24 protein-coding genes and 2 tRNA genes are annotated in these 26,589 nt (G+C 66.5%); 4 read left to right on the top strand and 22 right to left on the bottom strand.

Annotated elements, in window-relative coordinates:
* Positions 1–10: 10 nt before the first annotated feature.
* From BSP_RS09150 to BSP_RS09050, 21 genes are all read right to left on the bottom strand, one after another.
* Positions 11–1,684, bottom strand: coding sequence for a ribonuclease J (locus BSP_RS09150; protein WP_054765546.1), 1,674 nt, complete (start codon positions 1,682–1,684; stop codon positions 11–13).
* On the bottom strand, positions 1,685–2,464 hold the full coding sequence (locus tag BSP_RS09145; RefSeq protein ID WP_152950075.1) for a type III pantothenate kinase: 780 nt from the start codon (positions 2,462–2,464) through the stop codon (positions 1,685–1,687).
* On the bottom strand, positions 2,461–3,210 hold the full coding sequence (locus tag BSP_RS09140; RefSeq protein WP_152950073.1) for a biotin--[acetyl-CoA-carboxylase] ligase: 750 nt from the start codon (positions 3,208–3,210) through the stop codon (positions 2,461–2,463). Before BSP_RS09140 ends, BSP_RS09145 begins: the two co-directional genes overlap by 4 nt.
* A gap of 4 nt (positions 3,211–3,214) precedes the next feature.
* Positions 3,215–4,657 (bottom strand): NADH-quinone oxidoreductase subunit NuoN, encoded by a 1,443-nt coding sequence (gene nuoN, locus BSP_RS09135; protein WP_152950071.1) that lies wholly within the window; start codon positions 4,655–4,657, stop codon positions 3,215–3,217.
* Positions 4,658–4,665: 8 nt separating this feature from the next.
* The gene (locus tag BSP_RS09130; RefSeq protein WP_054765542.1) at positions 4,666–6,150 is read right to left on the bottom strand and encodes an NADH-quinone oxidoreductase subunit M; all 1,485 of its coding nucleotides are present in this window, start codon (positions 6,148–6,150) and stop codon (positions 4,666–4,668) included.
* Between the two features lie 4 nt (positions 6,151–6,154).
* On the bottom strand, positions 6,155–8,257 hold the full coding sequence (gene nuoL / locus BSP_RS09125; RefSeq protein WP_152950070.1) for an NADH-quinone oxidoreductase subunit L: 2,103 nt from the start codon (positions 8,255–8,257) through the stop codon (positions 6,155–6,157).
* A 2-nt stretch (positions 8,258–8,259) separates the two neighbouring features.
* A complete protein-coding gene (nuoK, locus tag BSP_RS09120) occupies positions 8,260–8,568 on the bottom strand; it encodes an NADH-quinone oxidoreductase subunit NuoK (RefSeq protein WP_054765540.1) in 309 nt (102 codons plus the stop codon).
* The gene (locus BSP_RS09115) at positions 8,568–9,194 is read right to left on the bottom strand and encodes an NADH-quinone oxidoreductase subunit J (protein ID WP_152950068.1); all 627 of its coding nucleotides are present in this window, start codon (positions 9,192–9,194) and stop codon (positions 8,568–8,570) included. Before BSP_RS09115 ends, nuoK begins: the two co-directional genes overlap by 1 nt.
* Before the next feature lie 71 nt (positions 9,195–9,265).
* Positions 9,266–9,757, bottom strand: coding sequence for an NADH-quinone oxidoreductase subunit NuoI (gene nuoI, locus BSP_RS09110; RefSeq protein WP_054765538.1), 492 nt, complete (start codon positions 9,755–9,757; stop codon positions 9,266–9,268).
* Positions 9,757–9,990 carry a hypothetical protein gene (locus BSP_RS09105; protein WP_054765537.1) on the bottom strand — a complete coding sequence of 78 codons (234 nt, stop codon included), beginning with the start codon at positions 9,988–9,990 and terminating at the stop codon, positions 9,757–9,759. The genes nuoI and BSP_RS09105 overlap by 1 nt, the downstream gene beginning before the upstream one ends.
* On the bottom strand, positions 9,987–10,220 hold the full coding sequence (locus BSP_RS09100; RefSeq protein WP_054765536.1) for a hypothetical protein: 234 nt from the start codon (positions 10,218–10,220) through the stop codon (positions 9,987–9,989). The genes BSP_RS09105 and BSP_RS09100 overlap by 4 nt, the downstream gene beginning before the upstream one ends.
* The gene (gene nuoH / locus BSP_RS09095; protein ID WP_152950066.1) at positions 10,221–11,300 is read right to left on the bottom strand and encodes an NADH-quinone oxidoreductase subunit NuoH; all 1,080 of its coding nucleotides are present in this window, start codon (positions 11,298–11,300) and stop codon (positions 10,221–10,223) included.
* A gap of 3 nt (positions 11,301–11,303) precedes the next feature.
* Positions 11,304–13,349: an NADH-quinone oxidoreductase subunit NuoG gene (gene nuoG, locus BSP_RS09090; protein ID WP_152950065.1), complete on the bottom strand. Its 2,046-nt coding sequence runs from the start codon at positions 13,347–13,349 to the stop codon at positions 11,304–11,306.
* Positions 13,349–13,840, bottom strand: a complete 492-nt coding sequence (locus BSP_RS09085) for a hypothetical protein (protein ID WP_152950063.1) — start codon at positions 13,838–13,840, stop codon at positions 13,349–13,351. Before BSP_RS09085 ends, nuoG begins: the two co-directional genes overlap by 1 nt.
* A gap of 2 nt (positions 13,841–13,842) precedes the next feature.
* Entirely contained in the window at positions 13,843–15,156 is a 1,314-nt protein-coding gene (gene nuoF / locus BSP_RS09080; RefSeq protein WP_054765532.1) for an NADH-quinone oxidoreductase subunit NuoF, read from the bottom strand.
* Positions 15,157–15,549: 393 nt separating this feature from the next.
* Positions 15,550–15,831 (bottom strand): hypothetical protein, encoded by a 282-nt coding sequence (locus BSP_RS09075; protein WP_054765531.1) that lies wholly within the window; start codon positions 15,829–15,831, stop codon positions 15,550–15,552.
* The gene (gene nuoE, locus BSP_RS09070) at positions 15,831–16,508 is read right to left on the bottom strand and encodes an NADH-quinone oxidoreductase subunit NuoE (RefSeq protein WP_054765530.1); all 678 of its coding nucleotides are present in this window, start codon (positions 16,506–16,508) and stop codon (positions 15,831–15,833) included. Before nuoE ends, BSP_RS09075 begins: the two co-directional genes overlap by 1 nt.
* Positions 16,505–17,719 carry an NADH-quinone oxidoreductase subunit D gene (locus BSP_RS09065; protein ID WP_054766920.1) on the bottom strand — a complete coding sequence of 405 codons (1,215 nt, stop codon included), beginning with the start codon at positions 17,717–17,719 and terminating at the stop codon, positions 16,505–16,507. Before BSP_RS09065 ends, nuoE begins: the two co-directional genes overlap by 4 nt.
* A gap of 65 nt (positions 17,720–17,784) precedes the next feature.
* Complete coding sequence (locus BSP_RS09060) at positions 17,785–18,429, bottom strand: NADH-quinone oxidoreductase subunit C (RefSeq protein ID WP_054765529.1); 645 nt, start codon at positions 18,427–18,429, stop codon at positions 17,785–17,787.
* The gene (locus tag BSP_RS09055) at positions 18,426–19,037 is read right to left on the bottom strand and encodes an NADH-quinone oxidoreductase subunit B family protein (protein ID WP_152950061.1); all 612 of its coding nucleotides are present in this window, start codon (positions 19,035–19,037) and stop codon (positions 18,426–18,428) included. The genes BSP_RS09060 and BSP_RS09055 overlap by 4 nt, the downstream gene beginning before the upstream one ends.
* Positions 19,007–19,384 (bottom strand): NADH-quinone oxidoreductase subunit A, encoded by a 378-nt coding sequence (locus BSP_RS09050; RefSeq protein WP_054765527.1) that lies wholly within the window; start codon positions 19,382–19,384, stop codon positions 19,007–19,009. Before BSP_RS09050 ends, BSP_RS09055 begins: the two co-directional genes overlap by 31 nt.
* A gap of 204 nt (positions 19,385–19,588) precedes the next feature.
* Between BSP_RS09050 and BSP_RS09045 the strand changes: the two genes are divergently transcribed.
* From BSP_RS09045 to BSP_RS09035, 3 genes are all read left to right on the top strand, one after another.
* The gene (locus BSP_RS09045; RefSeq protein WP_054765526.1) at positions 19,589–21,220 is read left to right on the top strand and encodes an AbgT family transporter; all 1,632 of its coding nucleotides are present in this window, start codon (positions 19,589–19,591) and stop codon (positions 21,218–21,220) included.
* A gap of 95 nt (positions 21,221–21,315) precedes the next feature.
* Positions 21,316–21,392 (top strand) — tRNA-Asp (locus BSP_RS09040).
* A gap of 82 nt (positions 21,393–21,474) precedes the next feature.
* Positions 21,475–21,551: transfer RNA gene (locus BSP_RS09035), tRNA-Asp, on the top strand.
* Positions 21,552–21,697: 146 nt separating this feature from the next.
* Here BSP_RS09035 and BSP_RS09030 read toward each other — a convergent pair.
* Positions 21,698–22,948, bottom strand: a complete 1,251-nt coding sequence (locus BSP_RS09030; RefSeq protein WP_082382674.1) for a glycosyltransferase — start codon at positions 22,946–22,948, stop codon at positions 21,698–21,700.
* A 326-nt stretch (positions 22,949–23,274) separates the two neighbouring features.
* Between BSP_RS09030 and BSP_RS09025 the strand changes: the two genes are divergently transcribed.
* Positions 23,275–26,574: an autotransporter domain-containing protein gene (locus BSP_RS09025; RefSeq protein WP_152950059.1), complete on the top strand. Its 3,300-nt coding sequence runs from the start codon at positions 23,275–23,277 to the stop codon at positions 26,572–26,574.
* Positions 26,575–26,589: the final 15 nt, after the last annotated feature.

Below are 26,589 nucleotides of genomic sequence, written 5' to 3'. Positions count from 1 at the left end.
GAAGGCGCCGTCAGACCCGCAGGACGACCGTCTCGACGATGGGACGGCGATCCCAGATCTGCTGGCTGGCCTTCTTCAGCACGCGGGCGACGGCCTGTTCGATGACCAGTTCGTCCTCCAGAGCCTCGCCCTTCAGGCTCTTGACCACCTGCTCGACCCGCTCGGCCAGATTGTCCAGGGCGTCGCCCAGAGGCGTGGCGGTGTCGCCCGGCAGGCCGACGCTGCGGATGTCGATGTCGCTGACGATCCGGCCGCGCTTGTCCAGGGCGAAGCTGACGATCAGCACGCCATTGGTCGAGGCGTGGCGACGCTCCTTCAGGGCCTCGCCCTGTTCGGTCACCAGCATGCCGCCATCGACATAGAGCCGGCCGTTCGGCACTTCGTCGATTATCTGCGCCGGACCGGGCGCCAGGCGGACCATGTCGCCGTTGCGCGGGGTCACCGTCTCCTTGACCCCGACTTCCTTGGCCAGGTTGGCGTGCTCCAGCAGGAAGCGGCGCACCCCGTGGGTCGGAACCGCGATCTGCGGCCGGACCCATTCGTACATTTGCTTCAGCTCGTCGCGGCACGGGTGGCCGGAGACGTGGATGCCGGGGTGATCCTTCTCGGTGTAGAGGCGCACGCCCCGGTCCGCGAGACGGTCCTGCAGATTGCCGATGGCCAGTTCGTTGCCGGGGATCTGGCGCGACGAGAAAATGCAGTGGTCGCCGAGGCCCAGTTTCACGACGGGGTGCGTGCCGTCGGCGACGCGCGACAGGGCCGCCCTCGCCTCGCCCTGGCTGCCGGTGCACAGGTACAGGATCTGGTCGGCGGGCCAAACGCGCGCCTCCTCGTCCGACAGGAAGGGCTTCACGTCCTGCAGCATGCCGACGTGTTTGGCGGCCGCCGTGATCCGGTGCATCGACCGGCCAGCCAGGGCGACGCGACGCCCGCACGCCTCGGCGGCGCGGATGACGCTGTCCATCCGCGCGACGTTGGAGGCGAAGCATCCGACGGCGACCCGGCCCTTCAAAGTCGAGATCAGCTTGGCCAGGGCCACGGCCACGTCGCCTTCCGACCCGGCCACGCCCGGCACGAAGACATTGGTCGAGTCGCAGACCATGGCCAGGACGCCCTCGTCGCCCAGGCCGCGGATGGTCGGGGCGTCCGTCTTGGTCCCGATGACCGGTTGGTCGTCGATCTTCCAGTCGCCGGTATGGAACACCGTGCCCAGGGGGGTGTCGATGGCCAGACCGCTGGGCTCGGCGATCGAATGGGTCATGTTGACGAAGGTGACGCCGAACGGGCCGATGTCGACGGTTCCGCCCAGGGGAACCTCGATCAGTTCGACCTCGTCCAGAATGCCGCGCTCGCGCAGCTTGTCGCGGATCAGATAGGCGGTGAAGGGCGTGGCGTAGACCGGCGCCTTCAGCCGCGGCCACAGCCAGCCCAGGGCGCCGATATGGTCTTCGTGCGCATGGGTCAGGACGATGCCCTTGATCGTCTCCCCTTCCAGATAGGTGGGGTCCGGCACGATCACGTCGACGCCAGGCGTCGACAGGTCGCCGAAGGTGACGCCGACATCGACGATCAGCCATTCACGATCAGCCTCTGGCCCGAAGCCATAGGCGTTGAGGTTCATACCGACCTCGTCCGAGCCGCCCAGCGGCAGGAAAACGAGTTCGTCTTGGGTTTGCTTTTTCATTCAGTCCGTCAGATGGGCGTTACGACGCCAGATTTCGAGGAGGCCGCGAATAGTCAGATCAGGGTCGAAGTGATCGATGCTGTCGGTCGCGCCTTCGAACAGGCTGGCGACCCCGCCGGTTCCAATGACGGTCATGGGCCGCGCCCATTCCGCCTTGATGCGCGCGACCAAGCCTTCGATCAATGAGACATAGCCCCAGAAGACGCCGGACTGCATGGCCTCGACCGTGCCCCTGCCGATCACATGCTCGGGCTTCTGAATGGCGATGCGCGGCAGTTTGGCGGCGGCCTCGTGCAGGGCCTGGAGCGACAGATTGATCCCCGGCGCGATCAGGCCGCCCTCGAAGGCGCCGTCGTCGGCGACGATGTCGAAGGTGGTGGCCGTACCGCTGTCGATCACGATCAGGTCGCCCGGATAGACAAGCTTGGCCCCGATGGCGTTGACCAGACGGTCGGCGCCCGCCTCGCTGGGCTTGGCGATGCGGACGTCGATGCCGAGCTCGGCGTTTTCGCCGATCACCAGGGGTTCGATGTTCAGATAGCGGCGCGACAGGTTGCGCAGGTTGAAGATCGATTGCGGCACCACGCTGGAGATGATGCAGCCGGTCAGGGCGGCGAACTCAAGCCCCTTCATGACCATCAGCTGGTTCAGCCAGACGGCGTATTCGTCGGCGGTGCGGCTGGCCTCTGTGGCGGCGCGCCATTGGGCGATCCAGTCCGAACCGTCGTGAACGGCGAACAGCGTATTGGTGTTGCCCTGTTCGATGGCGAGCAGCATCAGTTCGCCTTGCCGAAGAAGACGTCGCCCGCCGAGATCAGCCGCACGGAGCCGTCGGTCAGACGCAGACGCAGCGCCCCGTCCGCCTCGACACCCTCGGCCACGCCTTCCAGGGTCTCATTGTCCAGTCGCGCGACGCAGGGGCCGTTAAGGCCGGTCAGCCGGCTGGTCCAGGCGTCCAGCACAGGTTCGAAGCCCAGGGTCTGCCACCGCCCCCACCAGACGGCGAAGGTCTCGGCCAGGATCTCGGCGGCGGCCTCGATGGGGGGTGCGAAAGCCAGGTCGGCGCGCAGGCGCTCGGCAATCGCAGTCGCGCCCCGCTCTGTATCGTCCGGCGCATGGGCCAGGTTCACGCCGATGCCGACGGCCAGCCACAGGTCGCCGTTCGCATGGGCGCCGGACTCGACCAGGATGCCGGAGACCTTGACCCCGTCCAGCAGGACGTCGTTCGGCCATTTGATCGAGACCAGGGCCGGCGAGACGAAGACGTCCAGCAGGTCGGCGACGGCCAGGGCGGCGACGAAGGTGGCCTGGGCCGCCTCGGCCGCCGACTTGGGCGTGGTGATCAAAAGGGTGGCGGCCAGGTTGCCCTGTTCCGTCTCCCACTTGCGGCCGCGGCGACCGCGACCGGCGGTCTGGCGCCGAGCCACGATCCAGCGCGGCCCGGCTTCTCCAGCCTCGGCGAGACGCCGGGCCTCGGCGTTGGTCGAGTCGATCTCGTCGAGGATGACCAAGGGGGCGGGCGTCAACGCCCTAACCGTTCCCGAAGCCGGCGCTCGCAACCTTGGTCAGCGGCTCCAGCCAGGTCAGACCGACGATCACCAGGGGGAAGGCGAAGGCGGCGCAGGCCCAGCCGATGACGTTGGTTTCCGGCGAGGCCTTGTCCATCGCGATCTCATCCACGGGCGCATCGAACCACATCAGCTTGATGATCCGCAGATAGTAGAAGGCGGCGACGACCGAGGCGACCAGACCGACAGCGGCGACCGGCCACAAGCCGGCGGAGGCAGCGGCCCCGAACACATAGTATTTGGCCCAGAAGCCCGACAGCGGCGGCATGCCCAGCACCGACAAGGACAGGACGGTCAGGGCCACAGCGGTGACCGGACGATCCTTCTTCAGACCGGCGAGATCGGCGATGCGTCGGATCGGGCGGCCCGACTTGGACAGGCTGAGCAGGATGGCGAAGAAGCCCAGTTGGTCGATGACATACAGGGTCATGAACATCAGCATGGCCTGAAGGCCCGCACTGGTGCCCGCGGCGATGCCCAACAGGGCGTAGCCGATGTTGGCGATCGACGAATAGGCCAGCAGACGCTGGATGTCCTTCTGGGCGATGCCGCCGAAGGCGCCGACCACGAAGCTGAGCAGGGAGATGGCGATCAGGACCTGCGACCACTGGGCGTGGGCCTCGGCGAAGCCGCCTTCCAGAACGCGGGCGATCAGCACCATGGCGGCCATCTTGGGCGCGGTGGCGAACAGGGCCACGACCGGGGTCGGGGCGCCTTCGTAAACATCAGGCGTCCACATGTGGAAGGGGGCCGCCGAAACCTTGAACGCCAGACCACAGATCAGGAAGACCAGGCCGAACACCAGGCCCGGGCCCGGATGGTCCTGGGCGAAGGCGGCGATGTCGTCGAACCGCATCGAGCCGGCGAAGCCGTAGATCAGGCTGGCGCCGTACAGCAGCAGGCCGGACGACAGAGCGCCGAGCACGAAATATTTCAACCCCGCCTCGGACGCCTTGGCGTCGTCGCGGTGGAAGGCGGCCAGGACGTACAGGGCCAGCGAATGCAGCTCGATGCCGACATACATGGAGATCAGGTCGCCCGAGGAGGCCATCATCCCCATGCCGACCGCCGCGAGAACGATCAGGACCGGATATTCGAACTTGGCGATGCGGGTGCGCTTCATCCAGCCGTCGCCGAGCACGACGGCCACGGCGGCGGACAGATAGATGACGCTCTTGCCGTAGATGGCCAGGGGGTCGGCCACATAGGCGCCGTTGAAGGCGACGCCCCACGGTCCCATGACGGCGATGGCGGCGGCGGCGATGAGCAGCAGGACCGACAGGACGGACACCAGCCGGGCGCTCTTGTCGCCGATGAAGGCGCCGACCATCAGCAAGACCAGGGCGCCGACCGCGAGGGTCAGCTCCGAGGCGGCGAGGTGCAGGGCGGAGGACAGATCAGGCATGCTTGGTCTCACCCGCCGATCGCGACGCGATAGGCATTGGTCAGGGCCTCGACGGCGGGCCCGGTGTAATCGAGGACGGCGCCGGGTTGGACGCCCAGCCACAGGGTGCCGACGATCAGCGGCACGAACAGCAGCAGCTCACGCTTGTCGATGTCGGCGATGGTCATCAGCTTCGGATTGGTGATCTCGCCGAACATGACCGAACGATACAGGGTCAGGGCGTAGACCGCCGAGAAGATGACGCCCGACGCCGCCACCAGGGCCGCCCAGGTCGAGGCCTGATAGGCGCCCGTCATGGTCAGGACTTCGCCGATGAAGCCCGAGGTGCCCGGCAGGCCGACATTGGCCATGGTGAACATCAGGAAGATGGCGGCGAACCAGGGCATGCGCGACGTCAGGCCACCGTAGAAGGCGATCTCCCGCGTATGCATCCGGTCATAGACGACGCCGACGCACAGGAAGAGCGCGCCCGAGATCAGGCCGTGGCTGATCATCTGGAAGACGGCGCCCTGCATGCCCTGATCATTGCCCGAGAAGATGCCCAGGGTGACGAAGCCCATGTGGGCGACCGACGAATAGGCGATCAGCTTCTTGATGTCCGTCTGACGCCAGGCGACCAGCGAGGTATAGACGATGGCGATCACCGACAGGGTGAAGACCAGGGGGCGGAACATCTCGGACGCGACCGGGAACATGGGCACGTTGAACAGGATGAAGCCGTAACCGCCCAGCTTCAGCAGGATGCCGGCCAAGATGACCGAGCCCGCCGTCGGCGCCTGAACGTGGGCGTCGGGCAGCCAGGTGTGGACCGGCCACATCGGCATTTTGACCGCGAAGGAGGCGAAGAAGGCCAGCCAAAGGATGGGCTGAACGGCGGGGCTGAAGGCGTACTGCTTCAGCTCCGGAATGCTGGTGGTGCCGGCGGTGTGCGACATCCACAGCATGGCCAGCAGCATCAGCACCGACCCCAGCAGGGTGTAGAGGAAGAATTTGTAGGCCGCGTAGATCCGGTTGGCGCCGCCCCAGATGCCGATGATCAGGAACATCGGCACCAGGGTGCCTTCGAAGAAGATGTAGAAGAGATACAGATCCAGAGCCGTGAAGACGCCGATGACCAGGGTCTCCAGGATCAGGAAGGCGATCATATATTCGACGACGCGCGTCTCGATCGACTTCCAGCTGGCCAGGATGCAGATCGGCATCAGGAAGGCCGTCAGCAGGACGAACAGCACCGACACCCCGTCGACGCCCAGATGATAGCTGGCCCCGGCGAACCAGGGGACCATTTCGACGAACTGATAGGCGGTATTCGACGGATCGAAACCGGCGACCAGCACGACCGAGACGCCCAGGACGACCAGGGTCATCAGCAGGGCGATCCAGCGCGCGGCCGGGGCGGCGGCGTCCTGGGACTTGGAGGCCAGCCGGGCGAGATAGATCGCCAGGGCGCCGACCAGCGGCAGGAAGGTAACGAGGCTCAGGATGTAGGGCACGGGATCAGGCTCCCCACGCGAGGATGGCGAAGGTGAGCAGACCAGCCACCCCGAGCAGCATCACGAAGGCATAGTAGTAGAGGAATCCGGACTGGAACTTGGACAGCCAGCCGGCCGATTTCAGCGAGGCCCAGGCGGCGCCGTTGGGGCCGAAGCCGTCGATGATCTTCACGTCGAAGATCTTCCAGAAGGCGTCGCCCAGGGCCCGGAAGCCGCGCACGAAGACGAAGTCGTACAACTCGTCGAAGTACCACTTGTTGTACAGGAAGCGGTAGATCGCGCCGTCCCGCTCGGCCATGCGACGGCCCATGCCCTCGCGCGCCACATAGATCCAGTAGGCGAAGGCCGTGCCGATCAGGGTCAGGATCAGGGGCGACCACTTCACCCAGGTCGGAACCTCGTGGCTTTCGTGGAGCACATGATTGTGCTCGCCGGTGAAGATGGCGCCACGCCAGAACTCATGCTCGTGGTGGCCGATGAAGTGCGGCGCGAAGACGAAGCCTGCAGCCACGGCGCCGACCGACAGCAGGATCAGCGGAACCAGCATGACCCAGGGGCTCTCGTGCGGGTGCAGCGGGCCGTGGTGGCCGTGGTCGTCGTGGGCATGGTCGTCGTGACCGTGCGTGTCGTGACCGTCGGCGATCGGCTCGGAATGGGTTTCCAGCTGGGCGTGCGAGGCGTGGTCGTCGGCGTGGTGAGCGTCGCCCTCTTCCTTCCACACAGGCTTGTTGTGGAAGGTCATGAAGACCAGACGCCACGAGTAATAGGCGGTCAGACCGGCGGCGATAATGCCGACGAAGAAGGCGAACAGCCCGACTGCGCTATGGCCGCTGGCGGCCGAGGCGTAGGCGCTCTCGATGATCGAGTCCTTCGAATAGAAGCCGGCGAAGCCGCCGACGCCGGGGATGCCCAGGCCGGTGATGGCGATCGTGCCGATGGTCATGACGGCATAGGTGATCGGCAGCAGCTTCCACAGGCCGCCCATCTTCCGCATGTCCTGCTCGTGGTGCATGCCGTGGATCACCGAACCAGCGCCAAGGAACAGCAGGGCCTTGAAGAAGGCGTGGGTGAACAGGTGGAACATGGCCGCCTGATAGGCGCCGACGCCCGCCGCGAAGAACATATAGCCCAGCTGCGAACAGGTCGAATAGGCGATGACCCGCTTGATGTCGTTCTGGGTCAGGCCGACCGTAGCGGCGAACAGGGCCGTGATCGCGCCGATGATGGCGATGATCTGGGCGGCGCCGGGGGCGTGCTCATAGATCGGCGACAGCAGGCAGACCATATAGACGCCGGCGGTCACCATGGTGGCCGCGTGGATCAGGGCGGACACCGGCGTCGGGCCTTCCATCGCGTCCGGCAACCAGGTGTGCAGGAAGAACTGGGCCGACTTGCCCATGGCGCCGATGAACAGCAGGAAGCCGGCCAGATCCAGCGCGGACCACTGGACGCCCAGGAACTCCCAGGTCGTCCCCGCCTTGGAGGCGACCAGCGGGAACAGTTCGGCGAACTCGATCGTGCCGTACATCCAGAAGACGGTCATGATCCCCAGCACGAAGCCGAAGTCGCCGACCCGGTTGACCACGAAGGCCTTGATGGCGGCGGCGCTGGCGGTCGGCTTCTTGTACCAGAAGCCGATCAGCAGATAGGAGGCCAGACCCACGCCTTCCCAGCCGAAGAAGATCTGCATGAAGTCGGCGGCCGTCACCAGCGCCAGCATCATGAAGGTGAACAGGGACAGATAGGCGAAGAAGCGCGGCCGGCTGTCGTCCTCGGCCATATAGCCCCAGGAGTAGAGGTGAACCAGCGAAGAGACGCTGGTGACCACGATCAGCATGGTCGCCGACAGGGCGTCGATGCGGATCGACCAGGCCGACTGGAAGTCCCCCACATTGATGAAGGGCGCCAGGCGGATAGTGAAGGGCTCCAGATGGCCCCAGGTCCACTGGCCGAAGACCGTCCAGGCGACGGCGCACGAGAAGAACAGCAGGCCGGTCGTGACGGTCTGCGACGGGATGTTGCCGATCCGGCGGCCGAACAGGCCGGCGACGGTCGCGCCCAGCAGCGGGGCGAAGATCCCGAGAATGATCAGGGTGTGGAGGTTCACGCTCAGCCCTTCATCACGGAGGCGTCGTCGACGGCGATGTCGCCGCGGTTGCGGAAGAAGGTCACCAGAATGGCCAGGCCGACGGCGGCCTCGGCCGCAGCCACGGTCAGGACGAACATGGCCATGATCTGCCCCGACACCTCATTGAGATAGGCCGAGAAGGCGACGAAGTTGATGTTCACGGCCAGCAGGATCAGCTCGATCGACATCAGGATGATGATGACGTTCTTGCGGTTCACGAAGATGCCGAAGACCCCGATGGTGAACAGGGCGGCGGCCGTGCTGAGATAGTGGATCAGACCGATTTCCATCAGAGAAGCTCCTCGGGCGAGACGCCCTGCCCGGTCTGCACCGACTTGACCTCCATCGCCTCGGCGGCGGAGCGGTTGACCTGGTCCGAAATGTTCTGGCGCTTGATATGCGGCTTGTGGCGCAGGGTCAGGGTGATGGCGCCGATCATGGCGATCAGCAGCACGATCCCCGCCGCCTGGAAGAAGTAGACATAGTCCGTATAGAGCACCCGGCCGATCGCCTCGACATTGGTCATGTCGGCGCTCGGCGCGCCCGGCGCCGTCAGGCCGGCGGTCGCGCCGCCCTGAACCACGGCGATGGACACCAGGATCATCTCGAACAGCAGCACGGCCGCGACGATGGCCCCGATCGGCAGATAGCGGGCGTAGCCGCCCCGAAGCTTCAGGAAGTCGACGTCCAGCATCATGACGACGAACAGGAACAGCACCGCCACAGCCCCGACATAGACGACGACCAGCAGCATCGCCAGGAACTCGGCGCCGAGAAGGACGAACAGACCCGCAGAGGAGAAGAAGGCCAGGATCAGGAAGAGAACGCTGTGCACGGGATTGCGCGCGGTCACGACCAGAAGGCCGGACACCACGGCGGTCGCCGCCAGCAGATAGAAGGCTATGCCTTGCAGCATGTCGGGACGAGGCCCCTTTCGTCTCGGTCGTGACCCCGTTTGGGAATCGCCGACCCGTTAGCGTGAGCGCCTTAGCGGTAAGGCGCGTCGAGTTCCAGATTCTTAGCGATATGGCGTTCCCAGCGGTCGCCGTTGTCCAGCAGCCGGGCCTTGTCGTACAGCAGCTCCTCGCGCGTTTCGACGGTGAACTCCGAGTTCGGGCCCTCGACGATGGCGTCCACCGGGCAGGCCTCCTGGCACAGGCCGCAGTAGATGCATTTGACCATGTCGATGTCGTAGCGGGTCGTGCGGCGGCTGCCGTCGGCGCGGGGCTCGGCCTCGATGGTGATGGCCTGGGCCGGGCAGATGGCCTCGCACAGTTTGCAGGCGATGCAGCGCTCTTCACCGTTCGGATAGCGGCGCAGAGCGTGCTCGCCGCGGAAGCGGGGCGATTGCGGGTTCCGCTCGAACGGATAGTTCACGGTCGCCTTGGGGCGGGCCATGTATTTGAGGGTCAGGCCGATGGCGCCGATGGCGTCGAGCATCATCGCGCCCTTGGCGGCCTGGGCGATACGGGTGAACATCAGAGGCGATCCTCTGGCGCCGGGGCGCCGTTGGTTGAAGTCTGGGCCGGGGCGACGGCCTGGGTCTTGGTCGGGGTCTGGGCTGGAACCTGGCTTTGGGCGGCGCGCCATTCGCGCTCGATCCGCTCCTGGCGCTGCTGCCACTGATAGCCGGATTCAGGCATCCGGGTGTCGGGGGCGCAGGCCGTCATCACGGGCGCGAGGACCAGCAGCGGGAGGATCAGACGGGTCATGCTCCGGCCCTCCGCAGCACGTCCTTGCAGTCCATCGTCTTGTAGCGGGGATCGTCGCGGTTCATCATCCGGCACAGATTGACCGTCTCGCCGTCACGGCGCGCTCCGTCCTCGCGCCGCTCCAGCGACGCTGCGGGATCGGTCGGCGCCGGTGCGGGAATGGGCGCGAATGTGCAGGCGGCGAGCCCCCCCGACGCGGCCATGCCCAGGATGACGGCGCGCGAGACCATCTAGGCCCCCACCGCGAAGACGCGCCAGGCGGCGGTGACCACCACGGCGACCAGAGAGGCAGGCAGGAAGATCTTCCAGCCCAGCCGCATCAGCTGGTCATAGCGGAAGCGAGGCACGAAGGCCTTCACCAGGGCGATCGCCAGGAACCAGAAGACCGTCTTGGTGACGAAGGTCAGCAGATAGATCGTATAGGCGATCCAGGCCGGCAGGTCGTCCAGCGTCTCCTGCGACAGGAAGCCGGGGTTCCAGCCGCCGAAGAACAGGATGGTCATCATCGCCGACATGAAGACGATGTTGACGTACTCGCCCATCATGAACAGCAGATAGGTGGTCGAACTGTATTCGACCTGATAGCCGGCCACCAGTTCCGACTCCGCTTCGGGCAGGTCGAACGGCGGGCGGTTGGTTTCCGCCAGGGCCGAGACGAAGAAGACGATCGACATGGGGAACAGGATCACGATCAGGGGCCAGGTCCCCTGCCCTCCGCCGAAGGCGTACCAGTTCCAGAAATAGCCGCTCTGGCCTTCCACGATCTGCGACAGGTTCATGGTGCCGGCCAGCAGGATCACATTGATGATGATCAGGCCCAGCGAGACCTCATAGGACACCATCTGGGCCGCCGAACGCAGCGAACCCAGGAACGGATACTTCGAGTTCGAAGCCCATCCGCCCATGATGATGCCGTACACGCCCAGCGACGACACGGCGAAGATGTACAGGATGCCGACGTTCAGGTCCGACACCACCCAGCCCGGCGCAAAGGGGATCACGGCCCAGGCCATGAAGGCCAGGACCACGGTGATGACCGGCGCCAGGATGAAGACCGCCTTGTCCGCGCCGGAGGGGATGACCACCTCCTTCAGCACGAATTTGATCATGTCGGCGAAGGACTGGAGCAGGCCGAAGGGACCGACGACGTTCGGCCCTTTGCGCATCTGCACCGAGGCCCAGACCTTGCGGTCGGCCAGCAGCAGGAAGGCGACGGCGACCAGAACGCCGACGGTGATCAGCAGGATCTGACCGAGGGTGATCAGCGTCCAGCCGCCGGGCGTGGCCCAAAAGGAGGTAGCAGCGTCCATGACTTACTCCGCCGCCATCGCGACCGGGGCGATCCGCAGGGCGGACAGTTCGGCCATGGTCGCACTGGCGCGCGCGATCGGGTTGGAAAGATAGGGATCGGCGACGATCGAGGTGAAGGCCCGGTCGCCCAAGTCTCCCTTGACGCCCAGTTTCGAGGGGTCAAAGGCGGCCGGCGTCGGCAGATAGTCGATCCGGCCGAAGGTCGGATGATCGGCCATCAGCTTGGCGCGCAGCTGGTCCAGGGTGTCGTACGGCAGGGTCTGGTCGACGCGGGCGGACAGGGCGCGGATGATCGCCCAGTCTTCCTTGGCCTCGCCCTTGGGGAAGACGACGCGTTCGGCCATCTGCACCCGGCCCTCGGTGTTCACATACAGGCCCGACTTCTCGGTATAGGCCGCGCCCGGCAGGATCACGTCGGCGCCGTGGGCGCCGCGGTCGCCGTGGCTGCCCAGATAGACGCGGAAGGCGTTCGAACCGGTCGGATCGACCTCGTCGGCGCCCAGCAGAAACAGCACGTCCAGCGCGTCCGGCTTCAACATGTCCGCCGCCGTCAGACCTCCGTCCGCCGGCACGAAGCCCATATCCAGACCGGCCACACGGGCGGCGGCGTGGTGCAGGACGTTGAAGCCGTTCCAGCTGTCGGTCACGACCCCGACCTTCTTGGCCAGGGCGCCCAGGGCGTTCAGGACGGCGCCGCCGCCCTCCCCGCCCAGCGCGCCCGAGCCGACGATGATCGCCGGCCGCTCGGCCTTGGTCAGGAAGTCCATCGCCGACTTGGGCAGCTTGGCCAGGGTCTTGGACCCGGCGCCCAGATAGGCGTAGTCGAAGGTCAGGTCGGCCTGTTCGCCGATGACGCCGATCTCGACCCCGCCCTTGATCCAGCTCTTGCGCAGGCGGGCGTTCAGCAGCGGCGCCTCGACACGCGGATTGGCGCCCACGATCAGGATGGCGTCCGCCTTTTCAATGCCTTCCAGGCCGGAGTTGAACAGCCAGCCCTCGCGCGGGCCATAGCCCAGGGCGGCGCCGTCCTGGCGGCAGTCGGTGTTCTTGGAGCCCAGGGCGCGGAACAGGTCCAGGGTCGCCTTCATCGACTCGGCGTCCTGAAGGTCGCCGGCGATGACGCCGATGCGGTCGGCCGAGGCGGCCTTCAGGTTGGCGGCGACGGCGTCCAGCGCCTCGTTCCAGGTGGCGGCGCGCAGCTTGCCGTTCTCGCGGATCCAGGGGCGGTCCAGGCGGCGCGCGGTCAGGCCATCGACGACATAGCGGCTCTTGTCCGACAGCCACTCCTCGTTGATCCCCTCGTTCACGCGCGGCAGGACCCGCATGACCTCGGAGCCGCGGTAATCGGCGCGAATGTTCGAGCCCAGGCCGTCCATGACGTCGATGGTCTCGGTCTTCTTCAGTTCCCACGGGCGATAGTGGTATTGCCAGGGCCGGTGGGTCAGGGCGCCGACCGGGCACAGGTCGTTGACATTGCCCGACAGCTCCGAGGCGACCGACTTCTCGAGATAGGTGGTGATCTCGGCGTCCTCGCCGCGCGAGATCATGCCGATGTCCGGCACGCCCGCTACCTCGGTGATGAAGCGAACGCAACGGGTGCACTGGATGCACCGCGTCATGAAGGTCTTGATCGTCGGCCCCATGTTCTTTTCTTCGACCGCGCGCTTGTTCTCGGCGTAGCGAGAACCATCGCGGCCATAGGCCATGGACTGGTCCTGCAGGTCGCACTCGCCGCCCTGGTCGCAGATCGGGCAGTCCAGCGGGTGGTTGATGAGCAGGAACTCCATCACGCCTTCGCGGGCCTTCTTCACCATCGGGGTGTCAGTGAAGATCTCCTGGCCGTCGGCGGCCGGAAGCGCGCACGAAGCCTGGGGCTTGGGCGGTCCGGGCTTCACCTCGACCAGGCACATGCGGCAGTTGCCGGCGATGGACAGGCGTTCATGGTAGCAGAAGCGCGGGATTTCCTGCCCCGCGCGCTCGGCGACCTGGAGCACGGTCATGCCGGGCTCGAACTCAACTTCGACGCCGTTGACCTTGGCGACTGGCATCAGCGGGCCTCTTCTTCAGCAGGAACGGCCAATTCGGCCTGTTCCGTCGTCCCATCCGGGAGGGTCTGGGTGATGGTGATCGTCTCGCCGTCCATGACGTAGCGGACCACCGGATCGTCCGACTGGTTCATCCAGCGCACGAAGGTTGGATCGGGCAGATCGAGCGGCTTCCACACGATCAGGTCTTTCTCGACGCGGCAATCGGCGCGCATCCGGCCGCCGTCGACCGGGGCGCGCCAAGAGGCGTGGACCACCTCGCCCTCCACGCCGTCGATGGCGACGGCGCCGGGCTGCTGCCCGTGAATGGCGGCGAGGCCCGCGCGACAGACCCGGCGCAGATCGGCCGGGGTCAGCACCGCCGGCGCTGTCTTCACGGCGTCGGACGGCTTGGCCGCGGCCGCGACCTTTTCCGCAGGCGTGGGCGCAGCCTCGCGCTCGCCGCAAGCGGCGAGAGCCAAGGCTCCGATCACGATGGCGGACAAGCGGCGCATCCCTACTCCGCCGCGATCGCGTGGCCGGCGAAGTTCGCGCGGCGGCTGCGGTAGTTGGCGATACGCTCTTCAATCTCGTGACGGAAGTGACGGATCAAGCCCTGAACCGGCCAGGCGGCCGCGTCGCCCAGGGCGCAGATGGTGTGGCCCTCGACCTGACCGGCGACGTCCAGCAGCAGGTCGATTTCCGACGGATCGGCCTCGCCCACGGCCATACGCTCCAGCACGCGCCACATCCAGCCGGTGCCCTCGCGGCACGGCGTGCACTGGCCGCAGCTCTCGTGCTTGAAGAAATAGCTGATGCGGGCGATCGCCTTCACGATGTCTGTGGACTCGTCCATCACGGTGACGCCGGCGGTGCCCAGCGACGAGCGAACCTCGCGCATGGAATCGAAGTCCATCAGCACGGTTTCCGCCTGTTCGCGCGTGATGACCGGGCAGGAGGCGCCGCCGGGGATGATGGCCTTCAGATTGCCCCAGCCGCCGCGAACGCCGCCGCCGTGCTCTTCGATCAGCTGGCGTAGCGGGATCGACATGGTCTCTTCGACGACGCAGGGCGTGTTCACATGGCCCGACAGCGACATCAGCTTGGTGCCGGTGTTGTTCGGACGGCCGAAGCTGGCGAACCAGTCCGCGCCGCGGCGCAGGATGGTGCCGACGACGGCGATCGACTCGACGTTGTTCACCGTGGTCGGGCAGCCGTACAGGCCCGCGCCGGCCGGGAACGGCGGCTTCAGGCGCGGCTGGCCCTTCTTGCCTTCCAGGGATTCCAGCAGGGCGGTCTCTTCGCCGCAGATATAGGCGCCGCCGCCGTGGTGGATATAGACGTCGAAGTCCCAGCCATGGACATTGTCCTTGCCGATCAGCCGGGCCTCATAGGCCTGTTTGACCGCCGCCTCCATCCGCTCGCGCTCGAGCACATATTCGCCGCGCAGATAGATGTAGCAGGCGTGGGCCTGCATGGCGAAGCTGGCGATCAGGCAGCCTTCGATCAGCAGATGCGGATCGTGGCGCATGATCTCGCGGTCCTTGCAGGTCGCGGGCTCGGATTCGTCGGCGTTGACGACCAGGTAGTGAGGGCGATCCTTCACTTCCTTGGGCATGAAGGACCACTTCAGCCCGGTCGAGAAGCCGGCGCCGCCACGGCCGCGCAGGCCGGACGCCTTGACGTTATTGATGATCCAGTCGCGGCCAAGGTCCAGCATGTCCTTGGTGGCGTTCCAGGCGCCGCGGCTCTTGGCTCCGTCCAGCGTCCAATCATGGAAGCCGTACAGGTTGGTGAAGATGCGGTCCTTGTCTTCGAGAATGCCGACCATCAGGCTGCTCCTCCGTCTACGCCGACGGGGGGGACCGAGAGCGGACTGGCGTTCGAGGCCGAGATCGCGTTGGCCGGGCGGCGGCTGACGCGGTTCAGGGCTGGGTTTGTTACGCGGTTCGGAAGCATCAGCAGGACCGGGTGAAGGCGTAGAGGGAGCGGTCGCGGGTGCGACCGAAGGGGATGTGGGCGGGGTTTGCGCCGATACGGGCCCGGCGCTCAGCGACAGACTGGCCGCGCCGGCCAGATTGACCAGCAATCGACCTGTCCCGGCGGGGCTCCACCCGCCTCGGCCGCGCTTGGGCGCGCGGCGCCCTGCCCGCTTCTGATCCGTCGACATGGCGCCCCCCGGCACGCTGCATCGAGTTCAAGAAACCACAGTAGATCGACGCGCTCATGACGAAGCGCCTTCCAGCTCGCGCATACGGCGTCGGTGATGTTGGGTGCGGGTGTAGACGGCGCCGATGACGCAGGCCCAGCCCAGGCCCAGCATGACGTAGGAGGCCGTATAGGCCCAGTCGCCGAGGCCGGGCGTGCCCTGCCGGGTGAACAGGATCAGCATGGCGGCGCCGACCACGAGCGCGAGTCCGCCCGCGCGCAGGGGGCGCGCGACCTGGCGCAGCTCCTTGCGGTATGCGGCGCGGCCTTCGTCGCTGTCGAGGTCAGGGGCAGGCATCAGGCCGGAGCCTTCTCGACCGGAGCAGGATCGCTGTTGGGCAGTTTCTTGATCGGCTTGGCGGCCGAGCCGTCATACAGCTTCGGGTCCAGCAGGGTCTTGGCCCCGCCGGCCGGCGCTGCATTGTGGCGACCGATGTAGGAGCCCGGCTTGGGCGCCTTGCCCGCCGCGAAGTCGTCGATGACCTGGGCCATGGTCTCGGGCGTCAGGTCTTCGTAATAGTAGTCGTTGATCTGTGCCATGGGCGCGTTGGAACAGGCGCCCAGGCATTCGACCTCCTGCCAGGTGAAGCGGCCGTCGGCGGACAGATGGTCCTTGGGACCGATCTTCTCCTTGCAGACCTTCATCAGCTCATTGGCGCCGCGCAGCATGCAGGGCGTGGTGCCGCACACCTGGATCAGGGCGGTCTTGCCGACCGGCTCCAGCATGAACATGGTGTAGAAGGTCGCGACCTCCATCACCCGGATGAAGGGCATGCCCAGCAGTTCGCCGACCGCGCGAATGGCGGGTTCTGAGACCCAGCCTTCCTGCTTCTGCACCAGCCACAGGATCGGGATCACCGCCGACTGGCGACGGTTTTCCGGATACTTCTTGATCCACCATTCGGCCTTGGCCTGGGTGTCCTTCGAAAAGGCGAACGAGGCCGGCTGTTCCTTGGCGAGACGACGAACGCTCATCGGTCCACTTCTCCGAAAACGATGTCGAGCGAGCCCAGGATGGCGGAGACGTCGGCCAGCTGGTGGCCGCGGTTCATCCAGTCCATCGCCTGCAGGTGACGGAAGCCCGGCGCCGAGATCTTGACGCGATAGGGTTTGTTGGTGCCGTCCGACACCAGATAGATGCCGAACTCCCCCTTGGGCGCCTCGACGGCCGCATAGACCTCGCCTTCCGGCGTCTTGAAGCCTTCGGTGTACAGCTTGAAGTGATGGATCAGGGATTCCATCGACCGCTTCATCTCGCCGCGACGCGGCGGCACGATCTTGTTGTCCTCGACCATCACCGGCTCGCCGGGGCAGTTGCGCAGCTTATGGATGCACTGCTCCATGATGCGCACCGACTGCTTCATCTCCTCGATGCGGCAGAGGTAGCGGTCCCAGCAGTCGCCGTTCTTGCCGACCGGAATGTCGAACTCCATCTCGGCGTAGCACTCGTAGGGCTGCGACTTGCGCAGGTCCCAGGCGATGTCCGAGCCGCGCAGCATCACGCCCGAGAAGCCCCAGGCCAGGGCCTGTTCCTTGGACACCACGCCGATGTCGACGTTGCGCTGCTTGAAGATGCGGTTTTCGGTGACCAGGCTCTCGATGTCGGCCAGGGCCTTGGGGAACTCCAGGCACCAGCGACCGATGTCGTCGATCAGGTCCATCGGCAGGTCCTGATGGACGCCGCCGGGGCGGAAGTAGTTGGCGTGGAGACGCGCCCCGCTGGCGCGCTCGTAGAAGACCATCAGCTTCTCGCGCTCTTCGTGACCCCAGAGCGGGGGCGTCAGGGCGCCGACGTCCATGGCCTGCATGGTCGCGTTCAGCAGGTGGTTCCCGATCCGGCCGATCTCCGAATAGAGGACGCGGATCAGCTGAGCCCGGTACGGAACCTCGATGCCCAGCAGCTTCTCGATGGCCAGGCAGAAGGCGTGCTCCTGGTTCATCGGCGCCACATAGTCGAGCCGGTCCAGATAGGGCACGTTCTGCAGATAGGTGCGGGCCTCCATCAGCTTTTCGGTGCCGCGGTGCAGCAGGCCGATGTGCGGATCGACACGCTCGACGATCTCGCCGTCCAGCTCCAGCACCAGACGCAGCACGCCGTGCGCGGCCGGGTGTTGCGGGCCGAAGTTGATGGTGAACTTGCGGTCGTCCATGTCGCGGGCATGGTCGGTCCGGTGATCCATCGGCATGTCTTCGAAGGGATCTCCGCCGCCGCCGCTGTTCGCGGACGCAGGGATACGGGCGCCGTCAGCCATCAGCCCTTCACTCCAGCCTTTTCGTCGCCGGGCAGGACGGGCGCCGGATAATCGGCGCCTTCCCACGGCGACAGGAAGTCGAACGTGCGGAATTCCTGCGTCAGCTTGACGGGTTCATAGACGACCCGCTTCTGCTCTTCGTCGTAACGGACCTCGACATAGCCCGTCATGGGGAAGTCCTTGCGCAGCGGATGCCCTTCGAACCCATAGTCGGTCAGCAGGCGCCGCATATCGGGATGGCCTGCGAAGATCACGCCGTACATGTCGTAGGCTTCACGCTCGAACCAGCCGGCGGACGGATAGACGTGGCAGACGGTCGGGACCGGCTGGACCTCGTCGGTGGCGACCTTGACCCGGATGCGGGCGTTCCGCGTCAGGGACAGCAGGTGATAGACCACCTCGAACCGCTCTTCGCGATCCGGATAGTCGGCGCCGCAGACGTCCAGCAGTTGCTGGAACCCGAACCGGTCGCGCAGGGCGGTCATCACCTCGACGATGTGTTCGCGCGGCGCGACCAGGGTCAGTTCGCCAAAGGCGACCTGGGCCTCGACGCCCCAGCCGTCGCCGGCGAGCGCCCCGACCAGCTCGGCGCCCATCGGCGTCAAGGCGGCCTCGAACTGGGCTTGAACGGCCAGCGAGCTCATCGGTCGATGGTCCCCGTGCGGCGAATCTTCTTCTGCAGCTGCAGCAGGCCGTACAGCAGGGCCTCGGCCGTCGGCGGGCAGCCGGGCACATAGACGTCCACCGGCACCACGCGGTCGCAGCCGCGCACGACGCTGTAGCTGTAGTGATAATAGCCGCCGCCGTTGGCGCAGCTGCCCATCGACACGACGTAGCGGGGATCGGGCATCTGGTCATAGACCTTGCGGATGGCCGGGGCCATCTTGTTGGTCAGGGTGCCGGCGACGATCATCAGGTCCGAGTGACGCGGGCTGCCGCGCGGGGCCATGCCGAAGCGTTCGACGTCGAAGCGCGGCATCGACATCTGGATCATCTCGACGGCGCAGCAGGCCAGGCCGAAGGTCATCCACATCAGCGAGCCGGTGCGGGCCCAGGTGATGACGTCGTCCAGCGAGGCGGTCAGGAAGCCGCGCTCGCCCAGTTCGGTGTTCACCGCCTCGAAGAACTTGTCATGGACCTTGGGGTCATAGCCCTCGACCGTCGACCGGGCGGCCGAATTGGCGGGAACCATTGCGCCGGGAAGCGGCGACGAAGGCGCGATCACTCCCATTCCAGGGCTCCCTTCTTCCATTCATAGATGAAGCCGATGGTCAGGACGCCCAGGAAGACCATCATCGACCAGAAGGCGAAGATCATGCCCGCCTGCGACAGGTCGAACATCGACACGGCCCAGGGGAAGAGGAAGGCCACTTCCAGGTCGAAGATGATGAACAGGATGGACACCAGATAGAAGCGGACGTCGAACTTCATCCGCGCGTCGTCAAAGGCGTTGAACCCGCACTCATAGGCGGACAGCTTCTCGGCGTCCGGATTTTTCGGCGCCAGCAGCAGCGGCAGGGCGATGAAAAGCACGCCGATGAAGGCGGCCACGCCGGCGAAGATCAGCACCGGCAGATATTCGAGCAGAAATGCGTTCATTCAAAGAACCTCGGCCGCCGGGGAGAGGCGGGATTCGGGGCTTCTTAGACCCAACGTCGGCGCGGTTCAAACCCCTGTGACGACGGGTTTTTTGTTGCGAATCGGTCGCAGGTTTTCGGGCTATATGTCGCAGGTGGGGCGCTTGCCGTCTTCGGCGGCGCGCGGCCCTACTGACGGCCTGATTTCGCACCCGAAAGTCCGACGATGAATCCAGCCGCGCGCCTTCTGAACACGGTCGAGAGGATCGGAAATCGTCTGCCCGATCCGGTCTTTCTCTTCCTCTGGCTGGTCGGCGGCCTGATTCTGCTTAGCATGATCGGCGCGGCCCTGGGCTGGTCTGCGGTGAATCCGGTGACGGGCGATCGGCTGGCGGCCCAGAGCCTGCTGTCGCCCGAAAACCTTGAGCGGCTGATCATCGGCATGCCGCGCACCCTGGCGGACTTCCCGCCGTTGGGGATCGTCGTCACCATAATCTACGGGGCTTCGGTGGCGGAAAGGGCGGGCCTGTTCGCCACGGCGATTCGCGGCGCCCTGCTGAATGCGCCGCGGGCGATCCTGACCCCGATCGTGGTTGTGACGGGCATGGTCTCCCACCATGCGTCGGACGCCTCCTATGTCGTGGTCATCCCCCTGGCGGCGGTCATCTTCGCTGCGGCGGGTCGGCACCCCCTGGCGGGTCTGGCCGCCGGGTTTGCGGCCGTGTCGGGCGGCTATGCCGGAAATCTGTTTCCCGGCGCCAGCGACGCCTTGATCCTGGGGATCACTGAGCCGGCGGCCCACCTGATCGACCCCTCCTATTCGGTGAACATCGCCGGCAACTGGTTCTTCATCATCGGGGTCGTCCTGGTCTTCACCCCCATCGTCTGGTTCCTGACGGACCGGGTGATCGAGCCGCGCCTGGGGCCGTGGGCGCCGTCGGCGGACGCCGCCGCTCCCGCCGCCTCCGAGAAACAGCCCCTGACCGCCGATGAGAAGCGCGGCCTGGCCTGGGCCGGACTGGCCCTGATGGGGATGATCGCCCTCTGGGCCCTGATCACCCTCCTGCCCGGCTCGCCCTTCGTCGATCCGACGGCCGAGCCCGAACAGAGGTTCAATCCCCTGTACCGTTCGCTGGTGGCCTTCTTCGCCGTGACCTTCTTCCTGACCGGCGCCGCCTATGGCGCCGGTTCGCGGTCAATCCAGTCGCATCGGGACCTGGTCCGCATGATGCGCGACGGCATAGCCCAGTTGGCGCCCTATATCGTGCTGGCCTTCTTCGCCGCCCATTTCGTAGCCATGTTCAACTGGTCGGGGCTGGGGCCGATCCTGGCGGTCAACGCCGCCGCCGAGCTGAAGAGCCTGGCCCTGCCCGCCCCCCTGCTGCTGATCTGCGTGGTCTTCGTCTCCTGCTTCTTCGACCTGTTCATCGGTTCGGCCTCGGCCAAATGGTCCGCCCTGGCTCCGATCGTGGTGCCGATGTTCATGCTGTTGGGGATTTCGCCCGAGATGACGACCGCCGCCTATCGGATGGGCGATTCGGTCACCAACATCGCCACGCCGCTGATGAGCTACTTCCCCCTGATCCTGACCTTCGCCCAGCGCTGGGATCCGCGCTTCGGCCTGGGGTCTCTGATGGCGACCATGCTGCCCTATGCAGGGGCCTTCCTGGTCGCCGGCCTGATCATGGTGGCGGCCTGGGTCACGCTGGACCTGCCGCTTGGGCCGGGCGTCGGCGTCTATTACGAACCGCCCGCCCCCGCCGTCGCCGCCCAGGAGCCTGCTGCAGGCGGTCTGGCGGGTCCGCACACCCCGCCCCAACCGGCGGCGGTCCCTTCGCCCACAGCCCCGTCGCGCTGAGGCCCGTCTTATCGAAAAAGGTCGCTTGACGCGCTGTGTAAGCCCGCCTAAACGACGCCCCTCGCCGGGGCGCACAGCCGCTTCGGTCGGGAAACGCGGGTGTAGCTCAGTTGGTTAGAGTGCCGGCCTGTCACGCCGGAGGTCGCGGGTTCGAGCCCCGTCACTCGCGCCACTCTCTCTAGAAATAGATGGAGTGGCGCACACCGCCTTCCCACACAGTTTTCGAAACAACTCTAAAGTTTCGACCCAGGTACGCGGGTGTAGCTCAGTTGGTTAGAGTGCCGGCCTGTCACGCCGGAGGTCGCGGGTTCGAGCCCCGTCACTCGCGCCACTTCTTCTGTAACGAAGAAGCGGCGCGCCGCCCCGCAAGCGCGCAAATCCCCTATTTCTTAGAAAAACATCATCCCCGTCCGGGGTATGATCGGCGCTGACCGCAGTCCAGCGCCCGTCCCCAGAGACGGGCGGGCCCGCTTCGGATCAGTGGACGGCGAACGCCGCCTCGGGCTGAACGAAGGCGGCCTCTCCGGTCAGCTCTCCATAGACCATGCACAGGTCTTCAAAGACGCGGTTCCAGGCGAACCGGCTGACCGCCTTTTCGCGGGCGGCGCGGCCGATGGCCTCGATGTCGCGGGCGAACAAGGCCTCGATCGCCTGGGCGTAGTCGTCGGCCTCGGCGCTGGCGGCCAACTGGCCCACGGTCGAATCGACCGTCTCGGCCACGCCCCCGGCGTTTACGCCCACCACGGGCCGACCGCAGGCCATGGCCTCCAGCACGATCAGACCGAAGGGCTCCTTGTCATTGGCGTGAACGAAGGCGTCGCAGCTGGCGATGATCTTGGCCACCGCCCGCGGGTCCTTCTCATAAGGCAGGGAGATCACCCGGTCCTCGGCGGGCATGCCCGAACCAGCGCCGACCAGGACCAGATAATAAGGGGCGCCCAGCTTTTGGACCGCCTCGATCAGAACATCGACGTTCTTCTCCTTGGCGGGACGGCCGGCAAAACACAGAAGGCGTGCGTCTGGGCCGAGGCCCAGTTCCTTCAGCAGCCAGGACCGATCGCGGCGGTCGGGCCGGAAGGTGTCGACCTCGACGCCCAGCGGACGAATGACGATATTGTCCACCCCCGCCTCCTCAAGCCGCCGCGCGATGAAGCGGCTGGGCGAAACGACGCGGTCAAACTGGGAGAACAGACGGGCCCAGCGCTTTTCGACGGGCTTCTTGGCCCATTCGCCGAAATGAAGCGCCGCCAGGCCGGCTGGGTCCGAATGGCAGAAGCCGACCACGGGACAGCCGACCCTCTGGCCGGCCTCCAGGGCGCCCTGTCCCGGCGTATAGGGGTCGCCCGCCTCAATGATCGACGGCTTCATGGCCGCGACCCAGGCGCTCCAGCGCTTGACCGAACTGGGCCAACGATAGCCGTCTCCGAACGGCAGTCGCGTGGCGCGCAGCTGAACGATCCCGTCCGCCCGCGCCCTGTGTCGGGCGCCCGGCACGATGAGAGAATGGCTGACCCCCGGCCGATTGGCCTCGATCCACGCCTTCTTCGACAGCAGGTATCGCTTCACCCCGCCGGACCGGGGCGCGTACAGCATGGTGGTGTCCAACAGCCGCGGCCGCTCGTCCTGCGACGCCTGTTTCAACGCCCTCAAGGTGTCCGCCACCTCCACGTCCAGTCCGGGAATCAGACGAAGTTCGCTTTCGTGGACGTCGAGATCAGTCAGGGTCATTCGGGGGTTCTCGTCAGGTCTGCGCTCGCAAACGCCGAAAGGCGCGGAATGGATGCCTCATCCTCAGAGGCGGTTGACCATGATCTTCGCCCCTAGACCCGGCTGCGGCAAAGCTCAATAGGGAGCGAGAAAAACCCTCCGAACCCCGCCCATCACGACTGAAAATCAGGACCTTGGCCCGACCACCCCGCCCTTTCGGCGCCGCAGCAGATGGAGCGCGGCCTTGCATTCGCCTCAAATTCGATAAAGTTGGGGAAGGCTGGCCCGGACCCTGCTAAAGGGTCGCCTGCATCGTGATCGCGTGACCACCAGGGGTTTTCTTCCGAATGCGTATTCTGCTCGCGACCGCCGTGGCGATCGCCCCCTTGATGGCCGTAAGCGGCGCTCAGGCCGAGGTCGTCGTCTCGACCGCCCGGACCACCCCGATCCGCACGGCGAACGCCACCGGAACGGCGGCGGACAACGTCCGTCTGGCCAGCGGCGGCTCGGTCGCCGTCAACTCGGGCGCGGCCGTGACGCTTGATTCCAACAACACGGTCGATCTGGACAGCGGCAGCTCCATCACCATGGACAAGGCCGCCGACGGCGCCACCGGCATCCTGGTCAACGGCGGCAACACCGGGTCGGTCACGGTCGGCGGGACGATCTCCATCACCGACAGCCAGCAAACGGCTGACATCAAGGACACAGACGGCGACGGCGATCTGGACGGCCCCTTCGCCACGGGAACCGGCCGCTATGGCGTGCGGGTGACCGGGGCATCGCCCTTCACCGGCAACGTCCTGGTCGAATCCAGCGGCTCCATTACGGTCGAAGGCAATAATTCCTACGGGCTCGGCGTCGAATCGGCGGTGAACGGCAAGGTTCAGAGCCTGGGCACCATCCGGGTCGTCGGCGACAACACGGCGGGCGTCCGCACCACGGCTCCGGTCTCGGGCAATGTGGATCTAGCGGGCTCCATCTCGGCCACCGGCGCGGGCGCGACCGGGGTCTCGGTCGAAGGCGCCGTGGGCGGCGCTCTGAAGATCCATTCCACCATCGCCACCACCGGCTATCGCTACACCACCGCGCCTCCGGCGCGCCCCTCCACCGGGACCTTCGACAACGCCACCACCCTGTTCCTGGATGAGTTGGACGCCGATGACCTGCTTCAGGGCGGCCCGGCCGTCCGCGTCGGCGCCAATGTCGCGGGCGGCGTCCTGCTGGACAAGGCCCTGGCCTATTCGGCCGCCGGCATCGACGGGGACGACGACAAGGACGGCGTCAAGAACGGCGACGAGGACGACGACGGCGACGGCGTCAAAAACCGCGACGACCTGGACCGCGACGGCGACGGCGTGCCCGACGCCAGCGAAACCACGGCCGCCCTCACCTCTCTGGGCGCCGCGCCGGCCCTGCTGATCGGCTCCACTGCAAACACTGTGACCTTGGGCGCGGTCGGGACGGGCGACGCCGCCTATGGCCTGATCAACCGGGGCGCCATCACCGGATCGGGCGTCTATTCCGGCGTTCAGGGACGCGGGCTTCAGCTCGGCGTGGACGGCGGACAGGCCGTGACGATTGCGGGCGGCGTGCGCAACGAAGGCTCGATCGCCGCCTCGGCTGTCGACGCCAACGCCACCGCCATCCAGGTCGGCGCCGGCGTCTCTGCCCCCGCCCTGGTCAACACCGGGACTATCCAGGCCGTCGTGGCCGGCAAGGGAACCGAGGCCGCCACGGGTGTTCTGATCGGCGCCGGCGCAAACGTCGGCAGCCTGACCAACACCGGCACGATGATCGCCTCCTACGGCGGCGACGACGGTTCGGCGACCGTGATCCGCGATCAGTCGGGCTCGCTGACCCAGCTGAACAACGCCGGCGTGATCGCCGGCTCCCTGACCGCCAGCTCCAGCAGTCTGGCGGACGTCTCCGGCACGGTCACGGCCATCGACCTGTCGGCCAACACCAGCGGCGTGACCCTGCGCCAGTACGGTGTTCCCGCCGCAGCCGACAGCACTGCGACCGACACTGACAAGGACGGAGTGCCGGATGCCAGCGAGCCCCAGATCGTGGGCGCGATCAAGCTGGGCTCGGGCGCCGACACCTTCAATGTCGAGAACGGCACGGTCGTCGGCGACATCGCCTTCGGCGCCGGCGCCGACCGGCTGGCGATCAGCGGCGGCGCCGTGGTGCAGGGCGCGATAACCGACAGCGACGGCGCCTTGGACATCAACGTTTCCAAGGGCACGCTGAACGCGACCCAGACGACCGCCACCAACATCTCCAGCCTGAACGTGGGGGCCGACGGCGTCCTGATCACGACCCTGGACCCCAAGGCCGATCGCGCCGGCGGCTTCAACGTCAGCGGCGCCGCAACCCTGGCCACGGGCGCGCAGCTGGGCGTGCGCTTCTCCTCCCTGCTGGAGGGACCGGAGCGGTTCGACATCATCAAGGCCGGCACGCTGAACGTCGGCCAGATCGACAAGCAGCTGCTCGCCGAAAACTCGCCCTATCTCTATGTCGTCGAAGCGGGCGTCGATCAGGGCGCCAACAGCCTCTATATCGACGCGCGCCGGCGCACCGCCCAGGAGGCCGGGCTGATCCCGGTCGAGGCCTCGGCCTATGACGCCGTCTACGCCGCCCTGGGCGCCAATGAGACGGTTCGTAACCTGTTCCTGTCCCAGACGGGCCGCGACGGCTTCATCGACGCCTATGAGCAGATGCTGCCGGACCATTCGGGCGGTCCGCTGATGTCGCTGTCGGCCGGGGTGGACGCGGTGACCCGCGCCCTGACCGGTCGCAACGCCTCCGCCGCGCCCGGCGAGACCAGCGCCTGGCTGCAGGAGATCAACTTCTACGCAGACAAGGACAAGACCGACTCCTACGGCTTCCGTTCCGAAGGATTCGGCGTGGCCGGCGGCGTCGAGAAGGGCTCCAGCCTGGGCGCTTTCGGCGTGACGGCGGCCTTCACCTCCTCGGACATCAAGGATCCGGAAGCGGAGGCCGAAGAGGTCCTGTCCGCCAATCTTCTGGAGCTGGGCCTCTATTGGCGCGCCCAGGGCCAGTACTGGACCACCTGGGCTCGGGCGGCCGGCGGCTACGCCAGCTTCAGCGCCGACCGCTCGCTGGTCGCCGGCGGCGTCTATCTGAACAACACCTCCGACTGGCACGGCTGGACCGCCGCCGCCGCCGGGGGCGCCTCCTATGAGCGCAACTACGGCCGGCTGAACGTCCGTCCCGAAATCTACGCTGAATACTTCCGCCTGTCGGAAGACGCCCGATCCGAAAAGGGCGGCGGCGACGGCTTCGATCTGGACATCGATTCCCGCGACAGCCACATCTTCTCGGCAGTGGCGGCGATGAACGTCGGCTACGGCTTCGGCCGCGACGGCTGGATCCGCCCCGAACTGCGGATCGGCTATCGCCAGAACCTGTCGGTCGACGCCGGGGAGACCATCGCCCGCTTCGCCAGCGGCGGGCCGGACTTCATCCTGTCGCCGGACGCCGTCGAGGGCGGCGGCCTGCTGCTGGGCTTCCGCATGAACCTGGGCAACGAGCTGGGCATGCTGTCCCTGACGGGCGACGCCGAGCTGCTGGAGGACTATGTCCGCTATTCGCTGCTGCTGCGGGCCAGCTTCCGGTTCTGATCGGAGCCTCAGACC

The sequence above is a fragment of the Brevundimonas sp. Bb-A genome (genome assembly GCF_009394735.1).
Taxonomy (GTDB): domain Bacteria; phylum Pseudomonadota; class Alphaproteobacteria; order Caulobacterales; family Caulobacteraceae; genus Brevundimonas; species Brevundimonas aurantiaca.
Note: the sequence above shows the minus strand (reverse complement) of the source record. Positions and strands in the feature narration are given on the sequence as shown.